General features: G+C 66.3%; 14 protein-coding genes and 5 pseudogenes. 15 read left to right on the plus strand and 4 right to left on the minus strand.

Annotation, left to right across the window (positions count from 1 at the left end; genetic code table 11):
- Window positions 1-75 precede the first annotated feature (75 nt).
- Window positions 76-660, minus strand: a complete 585-nt coding sequence (locus ABD999_RS08920) for a PASTA domain-containing protein (RefSeq protein WP_345482648.1) — start codon at window positions 658-660, stop codon at window positions 76-78.
- A gap of 184 nt (window positions 661-844) precedes the next feature.
- On the opposite strand from ABD999_RS08920, the gene ABD999_RS08925 reads away from it, so the two are divergent.
- Complete coding sequence (locus ABD999_RS08925; protein ID WP_271275230.1) at window positions 845-2,107, plus strand: hypothetical protein; 1,263 nt, start codon at window positions 845-847, stop codon at window positions 2,105-2,107.
- A 175-nt stretch (window positions 2,108-2,282) separates the two neighbouring features.
- Here the strand turns inward: ABD999_RS08925 and ABD999_RS08930 are convergent, their stop codons facing one another.
- Window positions 2,283-3,644, minus strand: coding sequence for a hypothetical protein (locus tag ABD999_RS08930; RefSeq protein WP_271275231.1), 1,362 nt, complete (start codon window positions 3,642-3,644; stop codon window positions 2,283-2,285).
- A 466-nt stretch (window positions 3,645-4,110) separates the two neighbouring features.
- Window positions 4,111-4,419 (minus strand): hypothetical protein, encoded by a 309-nt coding sequence (locus tag ABD999_RS08935; protein WP_271275232.1) that lies wholly within the window; start codon window positions 4,417-4,419, stop codon window positions 4,111-4,113.
- 801 nt (window positions 4,420-5,220) lie between these two features.
- Between ABD999_RS08935 and ABD999_RS08940 the strand changes: the two genes are divergently transcribed.
- The 4 genes and pseudogenes from ABD999_RS08940 to ABD999_RS08955 all read left to right on the plus strand — a co-directional run.
- Window positions 5,221-5,730: a hypothetical protein gene (locus ABD999_RS08940; RefSeq protein WP_271275233.1), complete on the plus strand. Its 510-nt coding sequence runs from the start codon at window positions 5,221-5,223 to the stop codon at window positions 5,728-5,730.
- Window positions 5,727-8,135 carry a tetratricopeptide repeat protein gene (locus ABD999_RS08945; protein WP_271275234.1) on the plus strand — a complete coding sequence of 803 codons (2,409 nt, stop codon included), beginning with the start codon at window positions 5,727-5,729 and terminating at the stop codon, window positions 8,133-8,135. Before ABD999_RS08940 ends, ABD999_RS08945 begins: the two co-directional genes overlap by 4 nt.
- Window positions 8,136-8,318: 183 nt before the next feature.
- Window positions 8,319-8,639 (plus strand): recombinase family protein, encoded by a 321-nt coding sequence (locus ABD999_RS08950; protein ID WP_271275235.1) that lies wholly within the window; start codon window positions 8,319-8,321, stop codon window positions 8,637-8,639.
- Window positions 8,640-8,666: 27 nt separating this feature from the next.
- Window positions 8,667-9,013, plus strand: a pseudogene (locus ABD999_RS08955) (transposase); the annotation flags it as partial.
- Here ABD999_RS08955 and ABD999_RS08960 read toward each other — a convergent pair.
- On the minus strand, window positions 9,008-10,711 hold the full coding sequence (locus ABD999_RS08960) for an ISAzo13 family transposase (RefSeq protein WP_378525209.1): 1,704 nt from the start codon (window positions 10,709-10,711) through the stop codon (window positions 9,008-9,010). The pseudogene ABD999_RS08955 and the gene ABD999_RS08960 sit on opposite strands and share 6 nt — an antisense overlap.
- Window positions 10,712-10,774: 63 nt before the next feature.
- Here ABD999_RS08960 and ABD999_RS08965 point away from each other — a divergent pair.
- The 10 genes and pseudogenes from ABD999_RS08965 to ABD999_RS43885 form a co-directional block, all read left to right on the plus strand.
- Window positions 10,775-11,190 (plus strand): annotated as a pseudogene (locus tag ABD999_RS08965) (IS3 family transposase); the annotation flags it as partial.
- A gap of 227 nt (window positions 11,191-11,417) precedes the next feature.
- On the plus strand, window positions 11,418-12,647 hold the full coding sequence (locus ABD999_RS08970) for an IS110 family RNA-guided transposase (RefSeq protein ID WP_271275236.1): 1,230 nt from the start codon (window positions 11,418-11,420) through the stop codon (window positions 12,645-12,647).
- Between the two features lie 22 nt (window positions 12,648-12,669).
- A pseudogene (locus ABD999_RS08975) lies at window positions 12,670-12,933 on the plus strand (transposase); the annotation flags it as partial.
- Window positions 12,934-13,031: 98 nt separating this feature from the next.
- Complete coding sequence (locus ABD999_RS08980) at window positions 13,032-14,117, plus strand: tyrosine-type recombinase/integrase (RefSeq protein ID WP_271275237.1); 1,086 nt, start codon at window positions 13,032-13,034, stop codon at window positions 14,115-14,117.
- Between the two features lie 73 nt (window positions 14,118-14,190).
- Window positions 14,191-14,925 carry a hypothetical protein gene (locus ABD999_RS08985; protein ID WP_271275238.1) on the plus strand — a complete coding sequence of 245 codons (735 nt, stop codon included), beginning with the start codon at window positions 14,191-14,193 and terminating at the stop codon, window positions 14,923-14,925.
- Complete coding sequence (locus tag ABD999_RS08990) at window positions 14,922-15,935, plus strand: tyrosine-type recombinase/integrase (protein WP_271275239.1); 1,014 nt, start codon at window positions 14,922-14,924, stop codon at window positions 15,933-15,935. The genes ABD999_RS08985 and ABD999_RS08990 overlap by 4 nt, the downstream gene beginning before the upstream one ends.
- 19 nt (window positions 15,936-15,954) lie before the next feature.
- On the plus strand, window positions 15,955-16,254 hold the full coding sequence (locus ABD999_RS08995; RefSeq protein ID WP_271275313.1) for a DUF6262 family protein: 300 nt from the start codon (window positions 15,955-15,957) through the stop codon (window positions 16,252-16,254).
- Window positions 16,255-16,301: 47 nt separating this feature from the next.
- Window positions 16,302-16,517 (plus strand): annotated as a pseudogene (locus ABD999_RS09000) (integrase core domain-containing protein); the annotation flags it as partial.
- A 32-nt stretch (window positions 16,518-16,549) separates the two neighbouring features.
- Window positions 16,550-16,608: pseudogene (locus ABD999_RS43880) on the plus strand (hypothetical protein); the annotation flags it as partial.
- Between the two features lie 105 nt (window positions 16,609-16,713).
- Complete coding sequence (locus ABD999_RS43885) at window positions 16,714-16,872, plus strand: hypothetical protein (protein WP_271275310.1); 159 nt, start codon at window positions 16,714-16,716, stop codon at window positions 16,870-16,872.
- The last annotated feature ends 5 nt before the right edge of the window (window positions 16,873-16,877 follow it).

The raw sequence follows: 16,877 nt of genomic DNA on the forward strand, positions 1-16,877 counted from the left end.
CTGGAGCTGCGCACACCCTGGATACCGTGTTCCCTGGCCCCAGGCAGATCCATCCGGGGCAAAGATCTGGATCCGCTAGCGCCCGTCCGCTGAGGTGAGCGGAGATTGCTTGCCGCCCGAAGGGTCAGTATCTGCACCCTCGCTCGAAGCCGACGAGTTGGGTATAACCCTCTGTGGAGCGACGCGTTCCTGACAGTGCGTTGTGGGCACGGGCGGCCCACGTGGCGCCGAAACGCCCACCTCGTGGTCATCTTCGCTCGTCATGACGGACGTTCTTGCATGGGTCGTTACATGGTCGTGCAACTGGCCTCGGCACCACCAGCGTCCGCTGCAGAACCGGCTCTCGCCTCGATTCCGGTCGGGCAGGTCGCCGTCGCCATAGTCATAGTCCGTCGAGGAGTAATCGGCCACGTTGTAGCCGATCACTAGGGTTATCTGCTGGCCTACCCGTAACCGCTTGCCCGCTTTCGGGGACTGCTTGATCACTCGCCGTTTATCGATCGGGACCTTCGAGCTCTCCCTCAGGTCCGTCTCGAAGACCTCCCCGATCGGCTCGAAGAAGCGGTCCACCTTCTCATCCGACCAGCCGACCACCTTCGGCATCTTCTTGTGGCGGTGGTAGAACTTCCGCTCCTCGGCAGTCAGGAACGTGACTGCCACCTCTTCACCGGTCCGGACTGCAGCGCCTGCTTTCGGCGTCAGCAAGTAACTTACGCGATCCGTAAGTTCCCTGGTGATATGGCTTGGCGCGAGATCGTCGGCCCCAGCTCGTACAGTGATGCTTATGTCGAGCGGCCTGGGCGGTAAGGGGTCTTGGACAAGAGAGCTCACGACGCTCTCTGAGATGCTGCTGCAGGTGGGCAACCAGCGCGCAGCACGGCTGTTGTCGCTGGTGCAAGACGCCGAGTCGGCGGACTCGGACCCCTGGGAACCGGACCAGACGCAGACCGTGGTGCTGCGAGTGCGTCCGATCTTCCTGGACTTGTTCCGGCCCGCTGACTTGCAGGCCATAGCCGCCCAGATGGACAAGATGGCGACCTTCAGCGGCGGTCCCCGCCATGAGGTGACGGTAGCCGCGATGCTGGCCGACCCCTTCGCCAAGGCCGAGTTGGGCGGCACCGGAACGCTGACCATTCAGCTGCGTGAAGCGGTCGCCGATGCACTCCATCCCGTTCGAGCGTACGACCTGCCGGCAATATGCCGAGCGTTCGGGCTCGAAGACGGCGACGGCGATGACGCGCACTACAGCAAGCGCGGGTACGTGCGCGCCCGCATCTCCGATTACAACCAGGACCAGCTGTGCGAGCTCGGGGCCCGTGTCGTAGAGGAGCACTATCTACCCCAACTCTGGGGGCTGCTGCAGATACTCACCGGCAAGCGGTCTGGGGTCAGCAGCACATTCAAGAACCTAATCTTTGCGGCGGACGGGCCGAAACCGGAGCTAGTGCTTGCTGACGCGGTCAGCAACACGATCGAGATCGTGGCTAACGCGCAGTTCTGCCTGGTGTACGACCGGCCACTCGCCGACTCCGGATTGACCTGGGCAGACCTGGTCACGTGGTGGGCGGAGACGCACGCACCCAAGGACATTGACGAGCAAGGTGCGGCGAACGGACTGTACTTCCGCTTACTCCGTTCGCTTGACGCCGGTCGTGCCGAGTCAGACGAGCCTGGCCCAGAGAAGCTGATGTTCCAGACATACGCCACGCTGCTCAAGCAGCACGGATTCCAGCTGCCGGCCCTGGTGCCGCAGGTGTACTTGCACTACGACCCCTACACCCGGGCACAACGGAAGACGGTGGGCCCGTTGCCCCGTCAGCGCATGGACTTCCTTCTCTTGCTCCGGGGCCGGCGACGGGTAGTCATCGAGATCGACGGCGTCCAGCACTACGCGGTCGGAAAGCAAGCCAGCCCCAAGTTGTACGGGCAGATGGTCGCCGAGGACCGGGAACTGTACCTGGCCGGCTATGAGGTGGTGCGCTTCGGCGGCGATGAGTTCCGCTCAGCGGATCGCGCGCGGGTTATGCTGCGCGACTTCTTCGAGCGGTTACTCACCGCACATGGGTACCTGAGTGAGAGTAAACGGGAGGCTGGCGCCTCCAAGTAATGGTTGGGCTGGAGAGCTGACTGTCGGCATGAATGCGTCTGTGGATCGTTCTGTGCCTGCTGCTTTCGGTCAGGCCCGGTTCTGGTCGGGCGGCGAGCCACCACAGGAGGGCTCGCTTGCTTCATGTCTGCTGATGATCGACCCCCAATCAGGGGGTGGAAACCGCTGAGCACTTTTATCCCGTATGGAGCAAGGCTTCCTCCAGCGCGGGGTAGCTGTAGTACTCACCTTCGCCCTCGATGGCCCGGACGCTGGTCAGGAACTCGCCGAAGACGGCGGCGCGTGCCTGGCCGAGATGTGATGTGCCCTGGAACAGGAGCACGGCGAGGCCTGGCATCTCCGCCGCCTGCCGACACTCCGAGTTGTCACACCATTTGCTCATTACATCGCGCAGGGTGTCGATAGTCAGGAAGGGAGCGTGCTGCACCAGGACTCGCCCAGCTTGCTCGCCCGAACGCCAGCTGCCCGCTTCCTGAATGAGTCGGAGCACCGCTGGAATGAAGTACGGGTCGGGACGCACAGTGGCTACGCCCAGCCGATGCTTCCACGCCAGCGTGGTGAACCGTGTTTCCAGCCCGGGCAGCCGGTCACGGGCGTACTGGCTCCGAACCAGGGCAAGGGCGGCGGCGGTAGTGGCGGGGAGGGGATCCCACTCCGCGGTGGCGGACAGCCTGTTCACCATCTCCTGGAGCCGTGTGGCCAGTGCCTGGTCCACCATGCTCCAGAAGAAGTCTTGATCTCCCAGCCGTGCCAGGGCACGCAACTGGGCCACGCCTTCCAATACTTGGAACCTCTCGCTTTGTGCGGCTACGGCGGTGCGGACCAACTCCCGGTCTCGCTGCGCGAAGGCGATCAAGGCAAGAGCCATCCGGTCGGCGTGCTCAGCGGCAGGCATGCGGCCGTCAGGATCGAGTTCCAGCAGGGCATGCTTGGCGGCGAAACCGATGATGGTCTTGCGAGTCGCGGTACGGACCCTGTCGAAAAAGGTGGCCTGCATGTGCGGGTGCGTTGGCACGAAGAACGGGTCGCAGATGTAAGCGCTGAACTCGTCGAGAACCTTGCGGCCCAGCGTTGGAGGATGGGTGAGCAGCGTCGTCAGCGCGACAGCCACATGTCCACGCGCGACTTCCGGGCGAGGCTCGTAGACGTCCCCGAGCATGCGCAGAGATGGATGCGCGCACAAATTCCGGTCCTCCCGGATGCGCTCCAGCTCACGCGAGCCGATCGAGTCGATGAGCTCGAACTCCACGGCCTTCTCCAGGAGACTCGCTTCAATCGCCTGCATGGCCCGCACGCCCTCCTTCGTCAGCCCTTTCTTCTGGGCCTCGGTAAGAGTGGTGCGAAAGGAGACGGCCTGGCCGTCGCCGTCGTCGGCCAGCCGCACGAGCTTGGTGATGATGTCTGCGGTGACCGCGCTCCAGGTCATGGTGATGCATGCGCGAGTAGCGCCGGCGTTGTAGCAACGCCAGGCCTCCTCCGCTAGCGGCCGTACATCTGGGCTCCACACCTGACCGATCAGGCTCTCTACGTCTGCCACTGCGCCATTCTTCACCGGAGCGCGCTGCACAAGGGACATCTTCTGGCATCACGCCCTGGTCCGTGATGTTGCCGGCGGCTCACGGGTGGTCAGTGGGGCCTCAGATCTTCGGTGTCACGGTGTCTGTGGTTTGCTTCGCGCCCCTTGCGGTCGGGCTGGTTCCGGTCGGGCGGCCAGCCAGCGCAGCAGCCGGAAGGCTCGCTCGCTCCTTTGCGTCGACCCGAAAAAGGCCACCCCGACGACTACCGTCACCCAGAGCATCTCCACAACGAGGATGGACACTCCGGGCGCCGGATGTACTCCCAGCCAGCTGCCGATCGGTGCACTGGCCCCCGCCAAGACGACAACCGTGCCGGGGGCGGCCTTGTAAGCGCCTATTCATAGGGGAGTCCGAGCCTCATGCCGTCGGTTCGCGGCTTGGAGCGGGCAGCGAATCGGCCTGCTCGGCCTTGCGGCGCCGGCGAAGCTACCGCTGCGCCTGGGCACGCGCACAGTCGCGTGAACAGTAGAGAATCCCCGAGGTGCGGTGCTGGCCGAATTCGGCCCGGCCGCGCTGACGGACGAAGGTCTTCCCGCACGGCTCGTTGGCGCACTGCCGGAACTCGACTTTCTCCACCAGGTGGTTGTACAGCTGCAGGAACGACACCGAGTACGCCCTGGGCCAGCGCGAGCCCAAGGGACGGAGCCCGACGCTGAACTTGCTCAGCCCGTCGTCGATGACCTCTCCCAAATCGCCCAGCCGGCTCCGCAGGCAGTAGAGGCGGAACTCCGTCATGGATGCCAGCTTGTTGTCGGCGTTGAACCGGACCAGTGCTTCTTCGGTGGCTTCCTCCTCGGGCAGTTCCTCCAGGCCGGTGGGTCGTTGGATCGCGATCCAAGTGGTGACGCCGTCTGCGCGGCCTCAATGTGCAGGGCGAGGAAGTCCCGGTGAACGCCGAGGTGGGCGACTCCGTCGATCCTTTCGTAGAAGTGGCGAGGGATCGCCGCGAACTCGGCGAGAGCTTACGCGCCGTAGCTGCTGGGAGCCGGTGCTGTTGATCTCCTTGCCGTCCGTGTCGAACAAGCGGCCGTATTGACGCATCAGCGCGGGGCCGCTTCCAGATCGCCAAGGGGAAGGTCCATGAGTTCTTGCAAGTAGAAGTCCTCAGGAAGCCCCACACCAGGGTCGGACGGCGCTGGCTCCGCAGACTGGGGCAACGACATGGTGACCGGCCAAACGATCCACTCGTCATCCAACACCCAGACGCCGGGCATCGGATGGAGGCGAAGGGGCGGGATCGGCACCCCCGGCTACGGCGTAGGACGAAATCTCGGATCAAGGTACGCGCTCACACTCCGGGAGTGTAGAGCACGCACGAGACTCATGGCGTACTACGAAGAACTAAGAATTCGTACTACGCGCGCCGCCGCGCCGGGTTCCCCGGATAAGGCCCCTTATCCGGGGAAACCCGCTACGATTCCCCGGATAAGAATGCTCATTGTGTGACTTTGAGTTTTTAATGGCGTCATAGTTTCGGGCATACGTGCCGTGTCAGGTCCAGCCGCTGATCAATGCGTGGCGCCAGGTTCGGCATCCATGGTCGTCGGCGAGTGCACGAACTGGTCCCCACTCTATTCCTTCTGCGTCGTTGGGGTGGGCAGCGCGCGGGTTTGCGTCCATGATGGCGACATGGTGGGGGTTGGAACGTCTTGGCGTAGATCGTTACTGCTGGCCGCCTCGGTGCTGTTGCCGGTCGCGGTGGCGGTGGCTAGCAATCAGATCCTCAACGATGGCGTGTGGAACTCGTGGTGGATCGTCATCGCGGTGGCGCTGACCACGATCAGCGCGCTAGTCACTTATGCACTGACACGCGCGGCCACGAGTGGCATGGGACAGGACGACCCCCCTCAGGCTTCGCCCGCGGGTGACCAGTCGCCATCCGTCGCGCCGCCGGTCCAGCTTCCGCAGGCACCGGGCACGCAGATGCAGCTGAACATGCCAGGCGCGGGTGGGATCGTGAACGCGGTCCAGGGCGGCACCATGAACATTACCCCCTCAACCCCACCGGCCCAGTCTCCTGGTGGTGGCGGGGGTTCGTCCTCGTGACCGAGCCGCCCCCGCCCGCCGCGTCTTCCGCCGTGGGCGGCGACCCTGCCGTGCCGCAGGACGCCAGTCAGGTGCAGGTGAATGTGCCGTGTACGGGCGGTGTGGTCAACGCCGTCCAAGACGGGGTGCTGAACGTCTATCAGTGGAAGCCTGCCTACCGAATCGAGGAGTTCCCTGCGGCGCCGCGGCCGGTATGGCCGGCCCGCGTGCGGGCACAGCCGTCGATGCTGTTGCGGGCCGGCTCTCGGGTGGTGCCCTTCACCGGCCGGGGCGAAGATCTGCAGAAGCTGACCGACTGGCGTGACGATAAGGCCATGCCCAGGTTGGGGATGCGGTTGCTGCACGGGCCGGGGGGTCAGGGCAAGACCCGACTGGCTGCTCATTTCGCTGAGCTGTCGCGCGAGGCCAGGTGGCAAGTGTGGCAGGCCGGCACTAACCCGCCGGGCGCCGCGCCGATCGACGCTACGGCGGAGGCGGGTGAGCGCGGGCTGGGGCTGCTGGTGGTAGTGGATTACGCCGAGCGCTGGCCGGTGCCGGCCCTGTATGAGTTGCTGCAGGAGCGGGTCCTGCATGCAGGGCGGGTGCGAGTGCTGCTGCTGGCTCGTCCGGCCGGGGTGTGGTGGGATAGCATCGCCACCTGGGTCGAGCGGGTGCTGGACGTCGATGCCGACGCTCAGGCGTTGCCACCGCTGGTCGCCGAGCCAGCGATGCGGCAGCGCCTGTTCACCGAAGCCCGAGACCACTTCGCCGCCCACCTCGGCCTGCCGCCCGAACAGGCGGCGACGATCGCTGGGCCGGCCGACCTGGCCGACGATGATGAGTACGCCCAGGTGCTGACCATTCATATCGCGGCGCTGGCCGCAGTCGACGCTCACCGCCAGGGCGAGCAGGAACCGGCCGATCCGGCCCGCGCCTCGGCTTATCTGCTGCGGCGTGAGCGCGAGCACTGGGCCGAGTTGCATCGTCGTCTGCCTGAGCCGCTGGCCAGCGACCCCATCGCCATGGGCCGGACGGTGTTCACCGCAACGTTCACCCGGCCGCTGGGCCGCCCGGACGCCCGCCAGGCCTTGCGGCACGCCGATCTGGCCGAGACCGTTGAGCGGGCCAACACCCTGCTCGACGACCACGCGTATTGCTATCCGCCGGCCCAACTCGGCACGGTGCTGGAGCCGCTGTATCCGGACCGGCTCGCCGAAGACTTCGCCGCCCTGGCCATCTCGGACCCCGCCTCGGCCGAGGCCGCCGGTGATGACTGGGCCGATCACGCCTTGTCCGGCTTGCTTCCCGACCTGGCCGGACAAGCCGGCCAGGCGCAGGTGCCGCCGTGGACTCGGCCAGCCCTGACCATGCTGATCGAGACCGCTCGCCGGTGGCCACATGTTGCTGCCATGCAGCTGTATCCACTGCTCGCCGCCCGGCCCGGGTTGATGTGGCACGCCGGCGGGGCCGCCCTAGCCCGCCTGGCCACCCTGCCTGACATCGAACCAGCTCTGTTGCAAGCCATCGAAGCCCACCTACCGGCCGACCGGCATATCGACCTGGACATCGGCATGGCCGCGCTGTCCACCCGCCTGACCGCGCTCCGCCTGGCCGCCACCACTGACCCCGCCCAGCACGCCAGGCTCCACGCCGGCCACGCCGTGCGCCTGGCCAACGCCGGCCAGCACCAGGCCGCCTCGGACGTTAACCAGCAGGCCGTCAAGCTGCTCCGGCGTCTGACCGAGCTTGACCGGGACGCCTACCTGCCCGGCCTGGCCATGTCGCTGAGCAACCACGCCGCTGGGTTGGCGCAGGCGGGGCGGCAGGCCGAGGCGTTGCCGATCTCGCAAGAGGCCGTCCAACTACGCCGGGAACTGGCCGCGCTCAACCGGGACGCCTACCTGCCCGGCCTGGCCATGTCGCTGAGCAACCACGCCCTCCAGCTGGCGGAGGCGGGGCGGCGGGCCGAGGCGTTGCCGATCTCCCAAGAGGCCGTCCAACTACACCGGGAACTGGCCGCGCTCAACCGGGACGCCTACCTGCCCGACCTGGCCATGTCGCTGAGCAACCGCGCCGTCCTGCTGGCGGAGGCGGGGCGGCAGAGCGAGGTGTTGCCGATCTCGCAAGAGGCCATCGAGCTGTACCGGCGTCTGACCGAGCTCAACCGCGCGGCCTACTTACCTGACTATGTACGCAGTCTCGCCGTCCGAGGATGGACTTTGAGTCAGGCACAACGATACGGCGAAGCCGTCGCCCCGTTCGCCGAGGCCTTGTCCGTCGGACAGGAGTTGCCGGAATACACCGGTGAACTCCTCAAAGCCGTCGTTGCGCTCCTGCACGAGGCGCATGAGGCGAGTCCCGAAGAGGTGGACACAGCCTTCAAGGCCAACATGGGTGAGACCTTCAAGAAGTGGATCAACGCATGAGTCACCGCCTCATTGGGAGTTGAGGCTGTCGCTGACGGGGGTGTCGGAAAATCGAACGTTTCTCGGCAAGATCATCAAAGAGTCGCGAGCGCGATGTCGACCTCGCCAGAGTGTCCAAAGAACGTGTCGAAAAGTCTGAGCGTTCAACAATCTTCCCGGGACCGTATCTCAAACAATGAGGCGGTGACGATCACTCCGTCGGTCGCCGGAAACGCCGACGCTCCCGCTAATGATCTTGTCGTTGACGATCCGTTGGCCGCCGAACCCGCCAACTCCTCCGGCGCTCTCATCGGTTACGCCCGCGTCTCGACCGCCGGCCAGCTTTTCGACCGACAGATCACCGCGCTCAAGGCGGTCGGGTGCATGCGGATCTTCTCCGACATGAAGTCCGGCAAGAACGCCGAACGCGACGAAATGGCCAAGGCGCTGGACTACCTGCGCGGAGGCGACACCCTCGTGGTGGGAACCTCCCCCCGAGGTGTGGACACCTTGAGTACCGGATGATGGAGATCCGGAGACAAGGAGTTCCACGTGGCGATGAAGTCGTATCCGCCGGAGTTCAAGGCGGACGCCGTCGCGTTGTACCTGTCCGATCCGGACCGGACGTTGGCCTCGGTGGCCGAGGACCTGGGGATCAGCCGGGAGACGCTGCGTAACTGGGTGCGTCAGACGCAGGCGTCCTGCACCGCTGGCGCGAAGGAGCGGGACCCGGGCAAGTGGCCGGCGCGTGGCCCGCTATCGTCCGACGACGTGCTGGAAGAGGAGAACAAGCAGCTCAAAGCCCGAATCCGGGAACTGGAGCTGGAGCGCGACATTCTGCGCCGGGCGGCCAAGTATTTCGCGGGAGAGACCAACTGGTGAGGACCCGTCAACTAATTACTGCCTGATTTGATGTTGTTCTCGTAGATGTTGATCGCGTTCTGGAGGGCTTCGATCGCGCGGGGCGGGTGGGTCCGCCGCCGGGGCTGGGCGAGGACGGCGACGAGGTCAGGGGTGGCGAAGGCCAGCAAGGGCATGGTCCGGTGGGCGTGGTAGCTCAAGGTATTGCGGTCTCGGCCGAGTAACCGGGCTGCCAAGGTCAGCGTCACGGTGTTGCGGTGGCTCAGGACAGCGGCCAGGACACGGTGGCGGTGGTCGAGGAAGCCGAATCCGGGGTTGTATCCGCGCCGGTTGATGCCTTTCCTTTTCTCGCGCTCGGCCTCGGCCAGAGTCCGGCGCCACGGCTCGAGTTCTTCCACGAGCCGGGCGAACTGGTCGCGGGACATACCGGTCAGGGCGGGGTGGGTGAGCAGGTGAGTGGCCTCGGCCGGGATCGGGGGCGCCTTCGCTTGTTCCGGCTCCAGCGGCGGTGCCTTGCTGGGGTCGTAGGGGGCGATGGTGTAGTTCCATTCGCCATGGAAGTCGTCGCGCTGGACGCGCTGAAGGAGCGCCTTGCGCTGCTCCTTGGTAAGCGTGCGGCCTGTTGGGTAGTCGTTATCGTCCAGGACGGCGCTGACGGTCAGTCCGGTGCTGGTGCGGGTGGCCGAGATGCTCTGCAGCAGCACTTCGTAGCTGTTCAGGGGCCGTCCGCGCAGGCTGTGGGTAATGCGGGAGAACAAGCGGTGCTCGACCTTGTTCCACTTCGAAGCCCCGGGCGGGAAGTGCAGGACGGTGATGGCCAACCCACACTCATCGGCGAAGGCGGCCAGGTCGTTCTTGAACAGGTGGGAGTCGGCGGAGTTCGCACCTCCAGAATCAGCGGTGATCAGTAGCCGGGTTGCGTCGGGGTAGTCGCCTCGGCCTTGCTGGTTCCACCAGCGGCGGATGGACTCCACCGCGAACGCCGCGGTGTTGCGGTCGGTGCCCACGTTCACCCAGCCGACGTCCTGCCCCAGGTCATAGACGCCATACGGGATCGCGACCGGGGTATCAGCGAAGGTGAAGTCGTGATCTGGGGCTGTGATCGGCTTTCCCCTGGGGCGGTAGGTGCGACCTGCCCGGGCGAAGTCACCGATCGGTTCCTTCTTCTTGGCGTCCACGCTCACCACCGGCAGGCCGCGGGCCAGGAACTGCTCGACCGTGGTGTTGATGTGCTGGAACTGGGCGTCTCGGTCAGGGACCTGGCTGCCAGCACGTCTCTTGGCCATGCCCTGGAGACTGAAACCCATCGAGCGCAGCAGATCGCCCACCGCTGGGGCGCTGATCGGATGGCCCGCCGCGGTCAGCTCCCTGGCCAGGTCCCGCAACGAGGCCGTAGTCCAGCGCAGCGGAGAAACCGGATCGCCGACCTCTCGTGGCTCGATCAATGCCTCGAGTGCCGGCATCAGGCCAGGGTCACGCTCAACAGCCGACTTGCGCCCGCCACCGGGACGGCGCGCCCGCCCCAACACCAGTGCCCCGCCCGCGAGCTCGAGACGTCCCCGCGTGACGGTCGACTCCGATACCTCTGCTAGCCTGGCCACCACCGCGATTCCGCCGTGCCCGAGCGCATCGGCTTCTGAAGCCAGATATAGACGACGCTGCCGCTCGTCCAGATGTGGCAGCACGGCCGCGAACTTCACATCCAGGACCGCCAGGACCGCCTCTGATATGGCCATGGAAGTCCACCTAGCACGCCACTCACCGAAGTTGCACTGAAACCGGCAGTAATTGTCTTACGGGTCCTGAGCCGCTTCGAGTTCGTCGAGGACCATCAGGGCGCCTTCGGCGTGAAGCGGCTGTGCCGGGTGCTGAAGGTGTCCCGTTCGGGGTTCTACCGGTGGCGCAAGGCGGCGCCGGCCCGGGCGGAGCGGGCCGCGGCCGATGCCGTACTCGCCGCGGAAATCAGGCAGTCCACGGGGAGTTCGACGGCGCCTACGGCAGTCCGCGCGTCACCGCCGAGCTGCGGGCACAAGGTCGCAGGGTCAACCACAAGCGGGTGGCGCGGGTGATGCGCTGCTTCGGCATCGTCGGGCTGCACCTGCGTAAGAAGGTGCGCACCACGGTGCCGGAACCCTCGCATCACAAGGTGCCCGACCTCATCGGGCGGGACTTCACCGCGCCGGCTGCGAACCTGCGCTACGTCGGCGACATCACCTCATGGGAGAGCCACAGGGTTGATCGGGCAGGGTGCAGGTCGAGCTGTCGGCGGGTGACCACTCAGACATCACGGACTTCCGGTAGAGGTCTTCATGTAGACGGTGGCCCCGTCGGCTGCTGGGTCTGCAGCCAGCTGGTGAGGTGTCGCGCCATGAGCGCTATCCATGAGGGTGCTGCGCAGGCCCTGTGCTCGAACGTCCGTCACATCGCTGAAAGAGGGGCCTGATGCGGATTACCTGCGGAATCGACTGGTCGGAGAAGCATCATGACGTCGCGTTCATGAACGCAGACGCCGTGATCGTGGCACGCGCCAGGATCAGCGATGACCTCGCGGGCTTTCGGAGGCTGATGGAGCTGCTGGCCGAGTACGCAGGAGAGGAAGGGCCGACCAGCGTCGAAATCGCCATCGAGACCGATAAAGGACTGCTGGTCGCAGCCTTGGCCGCGGCCGGTTTCACACTGTTTCCGATCAATCCGCGGGCGGTGGCTCGCTATCGAGAACGGCATGGTCAGGCGGGTGGGAAGTCCGACCCCGGAGATGCTGCGGTGCTGGCTGACGTTCTGCGAACCGATCGGCATCAGCATCGGCCGCTGCCCGCGGACAGCACGCTGGCCCGCGGGATCAAGGCAACTGCTCGGCAACATCAAGAGGCCATCTGGGCACGTCAGCAGACGGTCAACCGGCTGCGTTCGCTACTGCGTGAGTACTATCCGGCGGCTCTGACCGCCTTCCCGGTTTTAACCCAGCGGACAGCCCTGGCGGTGCTTCGGGCCGCACCCGATCCGCGCAGCGCGGCCAAGCTGACGCCTGGGCGGATGGAGGCCCTACTGCGCAGGGCCGGTCGACGAATCGACGCCGGTCTGCCCCAGCGTCTGTCGACCCAGCTCCGCCAGCAGCAACTCCGTCAGCCTGAAGAGGTAGAACATGCCTTCGGCGTCGCCGTCGCGGGCCTCGTAGATGTCATCAAGGCCATGAGCGGCGCCATCGATGCCCTTGAGGAAGAGCTGGCTGACCTGTTCGCCCGCCACGAGCAGGCCGCGATCATCACTAGCATGCCCGGTCTGGGCACCGTTCTCGGCGCTCGCATCCTGGGCGAACTCGGTGATGACGAGCAGCGGTTCACCGACGTCGCAGGCCTGCGTGGCTTCGCCGGCACTGCTCCGATCACCCGAGCCTCCGGCAAGATGAAGATCGTCTCAGCCCGGTATATCCGCAACCAGCGGCTGGCCGACGCCTGCCACTGGTGGGCCTTCGCCGCCATCACCAAATCACGCGGAGCGCGAGCCCACTACGACCAGCGACGAGCCACCGGAGACAGCCACAACGCAGCCCTAAGGAACTTGGCCAACAAGATGCTGGCCAAGCTCTGGCATTGCCTCCGCAACGGCGTTCCCTACACCGAAGCCATCGCCTGGCCCCGACCCTTTGAGGAAGAAACCCCTACCGCCGCTTGACATCTCACTCGCGTGAGGTGTCTACCTGCCCGTCGGTGACGGTCGGTTCCTGTATCTGGCGACCGTGCTGGACTTGGGCTCCCGCCGGCTGGCGGGCTGGTCGATCGCCGATCACCTGCGCATCGAGCTGGTGACCGACGCGCTGCGGGCCGCAGCCACGACGCGGGGCAGCCTGCACGGGGCGATTTTTCATGCCGATCATGGGGCGCAGTACACCTCGGCCGAGTTCGCCAAGGTCTGTGCTGAGCTCGGGGTGCGCCAGTCCATGGGAGCGGTCGGCTCGTCCCTCTTAACCGGCTAATGCGATTGTTTCCCCAGGTCAGTGACACGCCGTGATCTGGTACCTCCTGGCCGGATGGGGCCATCGCGGATACATCTGTTCTCATGATCGAACAAGGACTCCGGCTGGAAGAGCGTGAGGGCAGCTGGATGCTGGCAGGACCGTCCGCCGGGCAGTTCGTCCTGGTCGATGAGTATCTGGCGTATCTGGCCGACCGGAACTACTCGCCCAAGACCGTCCGCGCCTATGGCTATGACCTGCTGGCGTTCTGCCGCTGGCTGGCGGGCGAGGACGTGTCGCTGGGCGAGGTGACGACCGAGACGCTGCTGAAGTTCTTGCACGCCTGTCGTGAGGCCAAGGTTCCCGGGCGTCGCGGCGGCCCGAACGTGGTCACCTTGTCGGGCCGTCGGATGGATCAGTACGCCGCCACGACGATCAACCGGCGACTGGCGGCCATCTCGGGGCTGTTCACGTTCGTCACGATGCGCGACCCGGAGTCGATCAACCCGGTCCCGAAAGGACGCGAGGCGCGCTGGCGGGTGGCCGGCGAGCGGTCCGGGATGCTCGCGCACACGATCCGCCGCCCCAAGAATCGCTCCTCGCTACGGCTGCGTGAGCCCCGACGCCTGCCCAAAGCACTGTCCCAGACCCAGGCGGCGGAGCTGTTGGCCAGCTTCCACACCTGGCGCGACCGAGCGATCGCGGGCCTGATGCTGTATTGCGGGCTGCGCTCGGCCGAGGTGCTCGGCTTGAACGTCGCCGACGCCGACATCGGTGGCCGCTGGGCGAGCGTGCTCGGCAAGGGTGATCGGCAGCGGCGCGTCCCGTTGGACGCCGACGTCGCCTCGGTCATCCAGGTATATCTGCTGGCCGAGCGTCCCGAGTCGACCGAGCAGCGGCTGTTCCTGGTGGTCAAGGGCCCCAACCGGGGACGACCGCTCACGGCGGCAGGGCTGCGCACGATCTTCCGTTATCACCGCGCCGTCAGCGGGATCACCGCAGGTCATCCCCACGCGCTGCGGCACACCTTCGGCACCGCACTGGCCGAAGCCGGAGTCGACCTGGCGGTGATGCAGGCGTTGCTCGGTCACGCGCACGTCGACACCACCGCCCGCTATATCCATCTGGCACCCGCCCACGTGAAAGCCGAGTTCGATGCCGCACACAGCCGCATCCGCGCCCAGCAATAGCCTCCACGCCGACTACCTCGACTATCTGCGCCGGACCGGGCGAGGCAACCGTCCCTATCAGCAGGCCGCGCGAGTGTTCTTCGAACGTTGGCCCGACCCCGGTCGCTGGGCCGCCGAACCGCTGGAGATCCGCTTGTCGGCCGATGCGCACACTCGGCCGATCATCACCTTCCTCATGCTGCACCGCGGACTACGACCCGGCTACGACTATCTGCTGGAACGCAAACTGTCCACGTTCTGGCGAGAGATCGAGGACTCGCCCATCGCTGCGGGAGTGCAGCGCTTCATGACCGCCGCCGAGCACCTCGGCTTCTCCTTGCGCGTGCGTCTGGCCACCGGCTCTCAGGTGCCGGCCCGGCTGCTCATCCAGGCCGGACCCGTCCTCCAACAGCTCACCCTGGCCGACCTGGAAGAGTTCGCCGCCGCCTGCGTCGCCCGCAGCGCCCGCACCGGCAAGGACCACCGCCACTACTTGTCCGCGCTCAGCAACGCCCAGCGGGTCCTGTTCCACCTGGGCATTATCGACACGCTGCCGAGGACGGGCGGGCCGGTCCCCTTCGAGGAGCGGCTGGCCGAGGTGGCAGAACCGATCCGCACCACGATGATCGCCTACCTGGAACGCAAGCGCGCCACTTGCCAGCCCAAGACCGTCTCCGCGATCGCCACCCGGCTCAAGCACTTCGGCCTCTTCCTCACCCACATCGATCCCGGACTCACCTCGATCGCCAAGCTGGACCGGCAACGTCACATCGAGCCCTACCTCACCGCACTGGTCGACGCACCGTCGCCGACCGCTCCCGCCGGGTGATCGCGCTGACCGGCTTCCTCACCGACATCACCGAGTGGGGCTGGGCCGAGGCTCCCGCCCGCAAGCTGGTGTTCCGTGATGACAACCCCAAGCTCCCGCAGGTGCTGCCCCGCTACCTGCCCGTCGATGCCGATCGCCGCCTGACCGAAGAGCTCCGCGACCATCCCGGCAACCAACTGGCCGCCTGCGCCCTAAGGTTGCAACGCGCCTGCGGGCTGCGCATCGGGGAACTCCTGGACCTGGAGCTCGACTGCGTCCATGAGGTTCCCGGCCACGGCAGCTGGCTGAAGATCGGCCTCGGGAAGCTGGAGACCGAACGCATGGTCCCCCTCGATGAGGAGATCCTCGACCTGATCGACCGCATCATCCAACTGCGCACGCACGGCAGACCCATGCCGCATCCCCGCTACCGGCGTCCGGCTCAGTTCCTGTTCACCCACCACGGCCGCCGCCTGGGCCAAGGCGCCGTCCGCGCCGAACTCGATCGCGCTGCTCAGCAAGCCGGACTCGGTCACATCACCTCCCACCAGCTCCGCCACACCTACGCCACGGCCCTGGTGAACGCCGGGGTCTCGTTGCAGGCGCTGATGGCGCTGCTCGGACACGCCTCCGCAGAGATGAGTCTGCGCTATGGACGGTTGTTCGACACCACCGTCCGCGCCGAATACGAACGAGCCCTCGACCTGGCCAAACAACAAGCCCGCACCCCGGCCCCCGGCCGTGTCCACCTGCCCCTGGCCGACATCACCGGCGGCAAGGACTGGAAGGACACCCCGCTGATCAAATCCAGAATGGCCGGCGGCTTCTGCCTACGCGCACCCGCCCAGGGCGCCTGCACCTACGCCAACATCTGCGAGCACTGCCCCAGCTTCCACACCGAACCCAGCTCGCTGCCCATCCTCGCCGCCCAGCGTGTCGACGCAGACGCGCTCGCCCAAGACGCCGAAATCGAGGCTGGATCGCCGAAGCCGAACGACACCGGCGACTCATCACCCGACTCGACCACCTGATCAGCGAGGCCCACGCCGGATGACCACCAGCGACACCCTCCACCGCGTCGAGAAGGCATGCGCCCAGCTCCACCGCGACGGCCAACCCGTCACCTTCACCGCCGTGGCCAGCCTCACCGGGCTGGGCCGCACTACCCTCTACCGCAGCCCCAGCCTCCGCGCCGTCATCGAGGAAAACCGTCACCGCGCTGCCACCAACGGCACCCTCACCGGCCTCCTGGACGAGATCCACACTCTCCACACCGCCTTGGAAGCCATCGCCGCTCGGGTCCGTCACCACGAAGAGCAACTCCGGCGACTCGCTACTCGGGTCGGCTGAAAGCGTTAACCGGCCAACGCCGGCAACCGGGGCCATTAGCCGGTTAAAGCGCCGACAATGCCGCGGCGGAGGCGTTCAACGCCACCCTGAAACGCGAGACGCTGCAGGGAGCCACGCGGTGGTCCTCGGCGCGTGAGGCCCGCCTGGCGGTGTTCAAGTGGATCACCCGCTACAACACCCGCAGGCGGCACTCCGGCATCGGTTACCTCAGCCCGATCGACTACGAGCAGCAGACCATCGATAGGGTGCAGCTCGCCGCATAACGACCGGTGTCCACACTTCGGGGCGAGCCCCCGTGCCCTCCCTCGACCGGCTCGGCCGCTCCCTGCAAGACCTCATCGCGATCGTCGCCGAACTGCGCAAGCGCGGCATCGGCTCCCGCTCCCTGCACGAAGCCCTGGACACCACCGCCCCCGCGGCCGGCTGGTCTTCCACGTCTTCGCCGCCCTGGCGGAGTTCATCCGCGAACTCATCGTCGAAGGCACTCGTGAAGGTCTGGAGGCCGCTCGCGCTCGTGGCCAGCGCCTGGGCCGCCCGCCGGCCATGACGCCCGAGCAGATCCGCCACGCCCGTGACCTGCTCACCCACCCAGGTAACAGTGACCACCGTTGCCGTTGACGGCT

The sequence above is a fragment of the Nonomuraea ferruginea genome (genome assembly GCF_039540635.1).
Taxonomy (GTDB): Bacteria; Actinomycetota; Actinomycetes; order Streptosporangiales; family Streptosporangiaceae; genus Nonomuraea; species Nonomuraea ferruginea.

Coding starts and splice junctions, on each gene's coding strand:
- ABD999_RS08995 (WP_271275313.1), top strand. CDS start 15,955: ATGACCACCAGCGACACCCTCCACCGCGTCGAGAAGGCATGCGCCCAG.
- ABD999_RS08940 (WP_271275233.1), top strand. CDS start 5,221: ATGGTCGTCGGCGAGTGCACGAACTGGTCCCCACTCTATTCCTTCTGC.
- ABD999_RS08960 (WP_378525209.1), bottom strand. CDS start 10,711: ATGGCCATATCAGAGGCGGTCCTGGCGGTCCTGGATGTGAAGTTCGCG.
- ABD999_RS08935 (WP_271275232.1), bottom strand. CDS start 4,419: ATGACGGAGTTCCGCCTCTACTGCCTGCGGAGCCGGCTGGGCGATTTG.
- ABD999_RS08980 (WP_271275237.1), top strand. CDS start 13,032: ATGATCGAACAAGGACTCCGGCTGGAAGAGCGTGAGGGCAGCTGGATG.
- ABD999_RS08925 (WP_271275230.1), top strand. CDS start 845: ATGCTGCTGCAGGTGGGCAACCAGCGCGCAGCACGGCTGTTGTCGCTG.
- ABD999_RS08970 (WP_271275236.1), top strand. CDS start 11,418: ATGCGGATTACCTGCGGAATCGACTGGTCGGAGAAGCATCATGACGTC.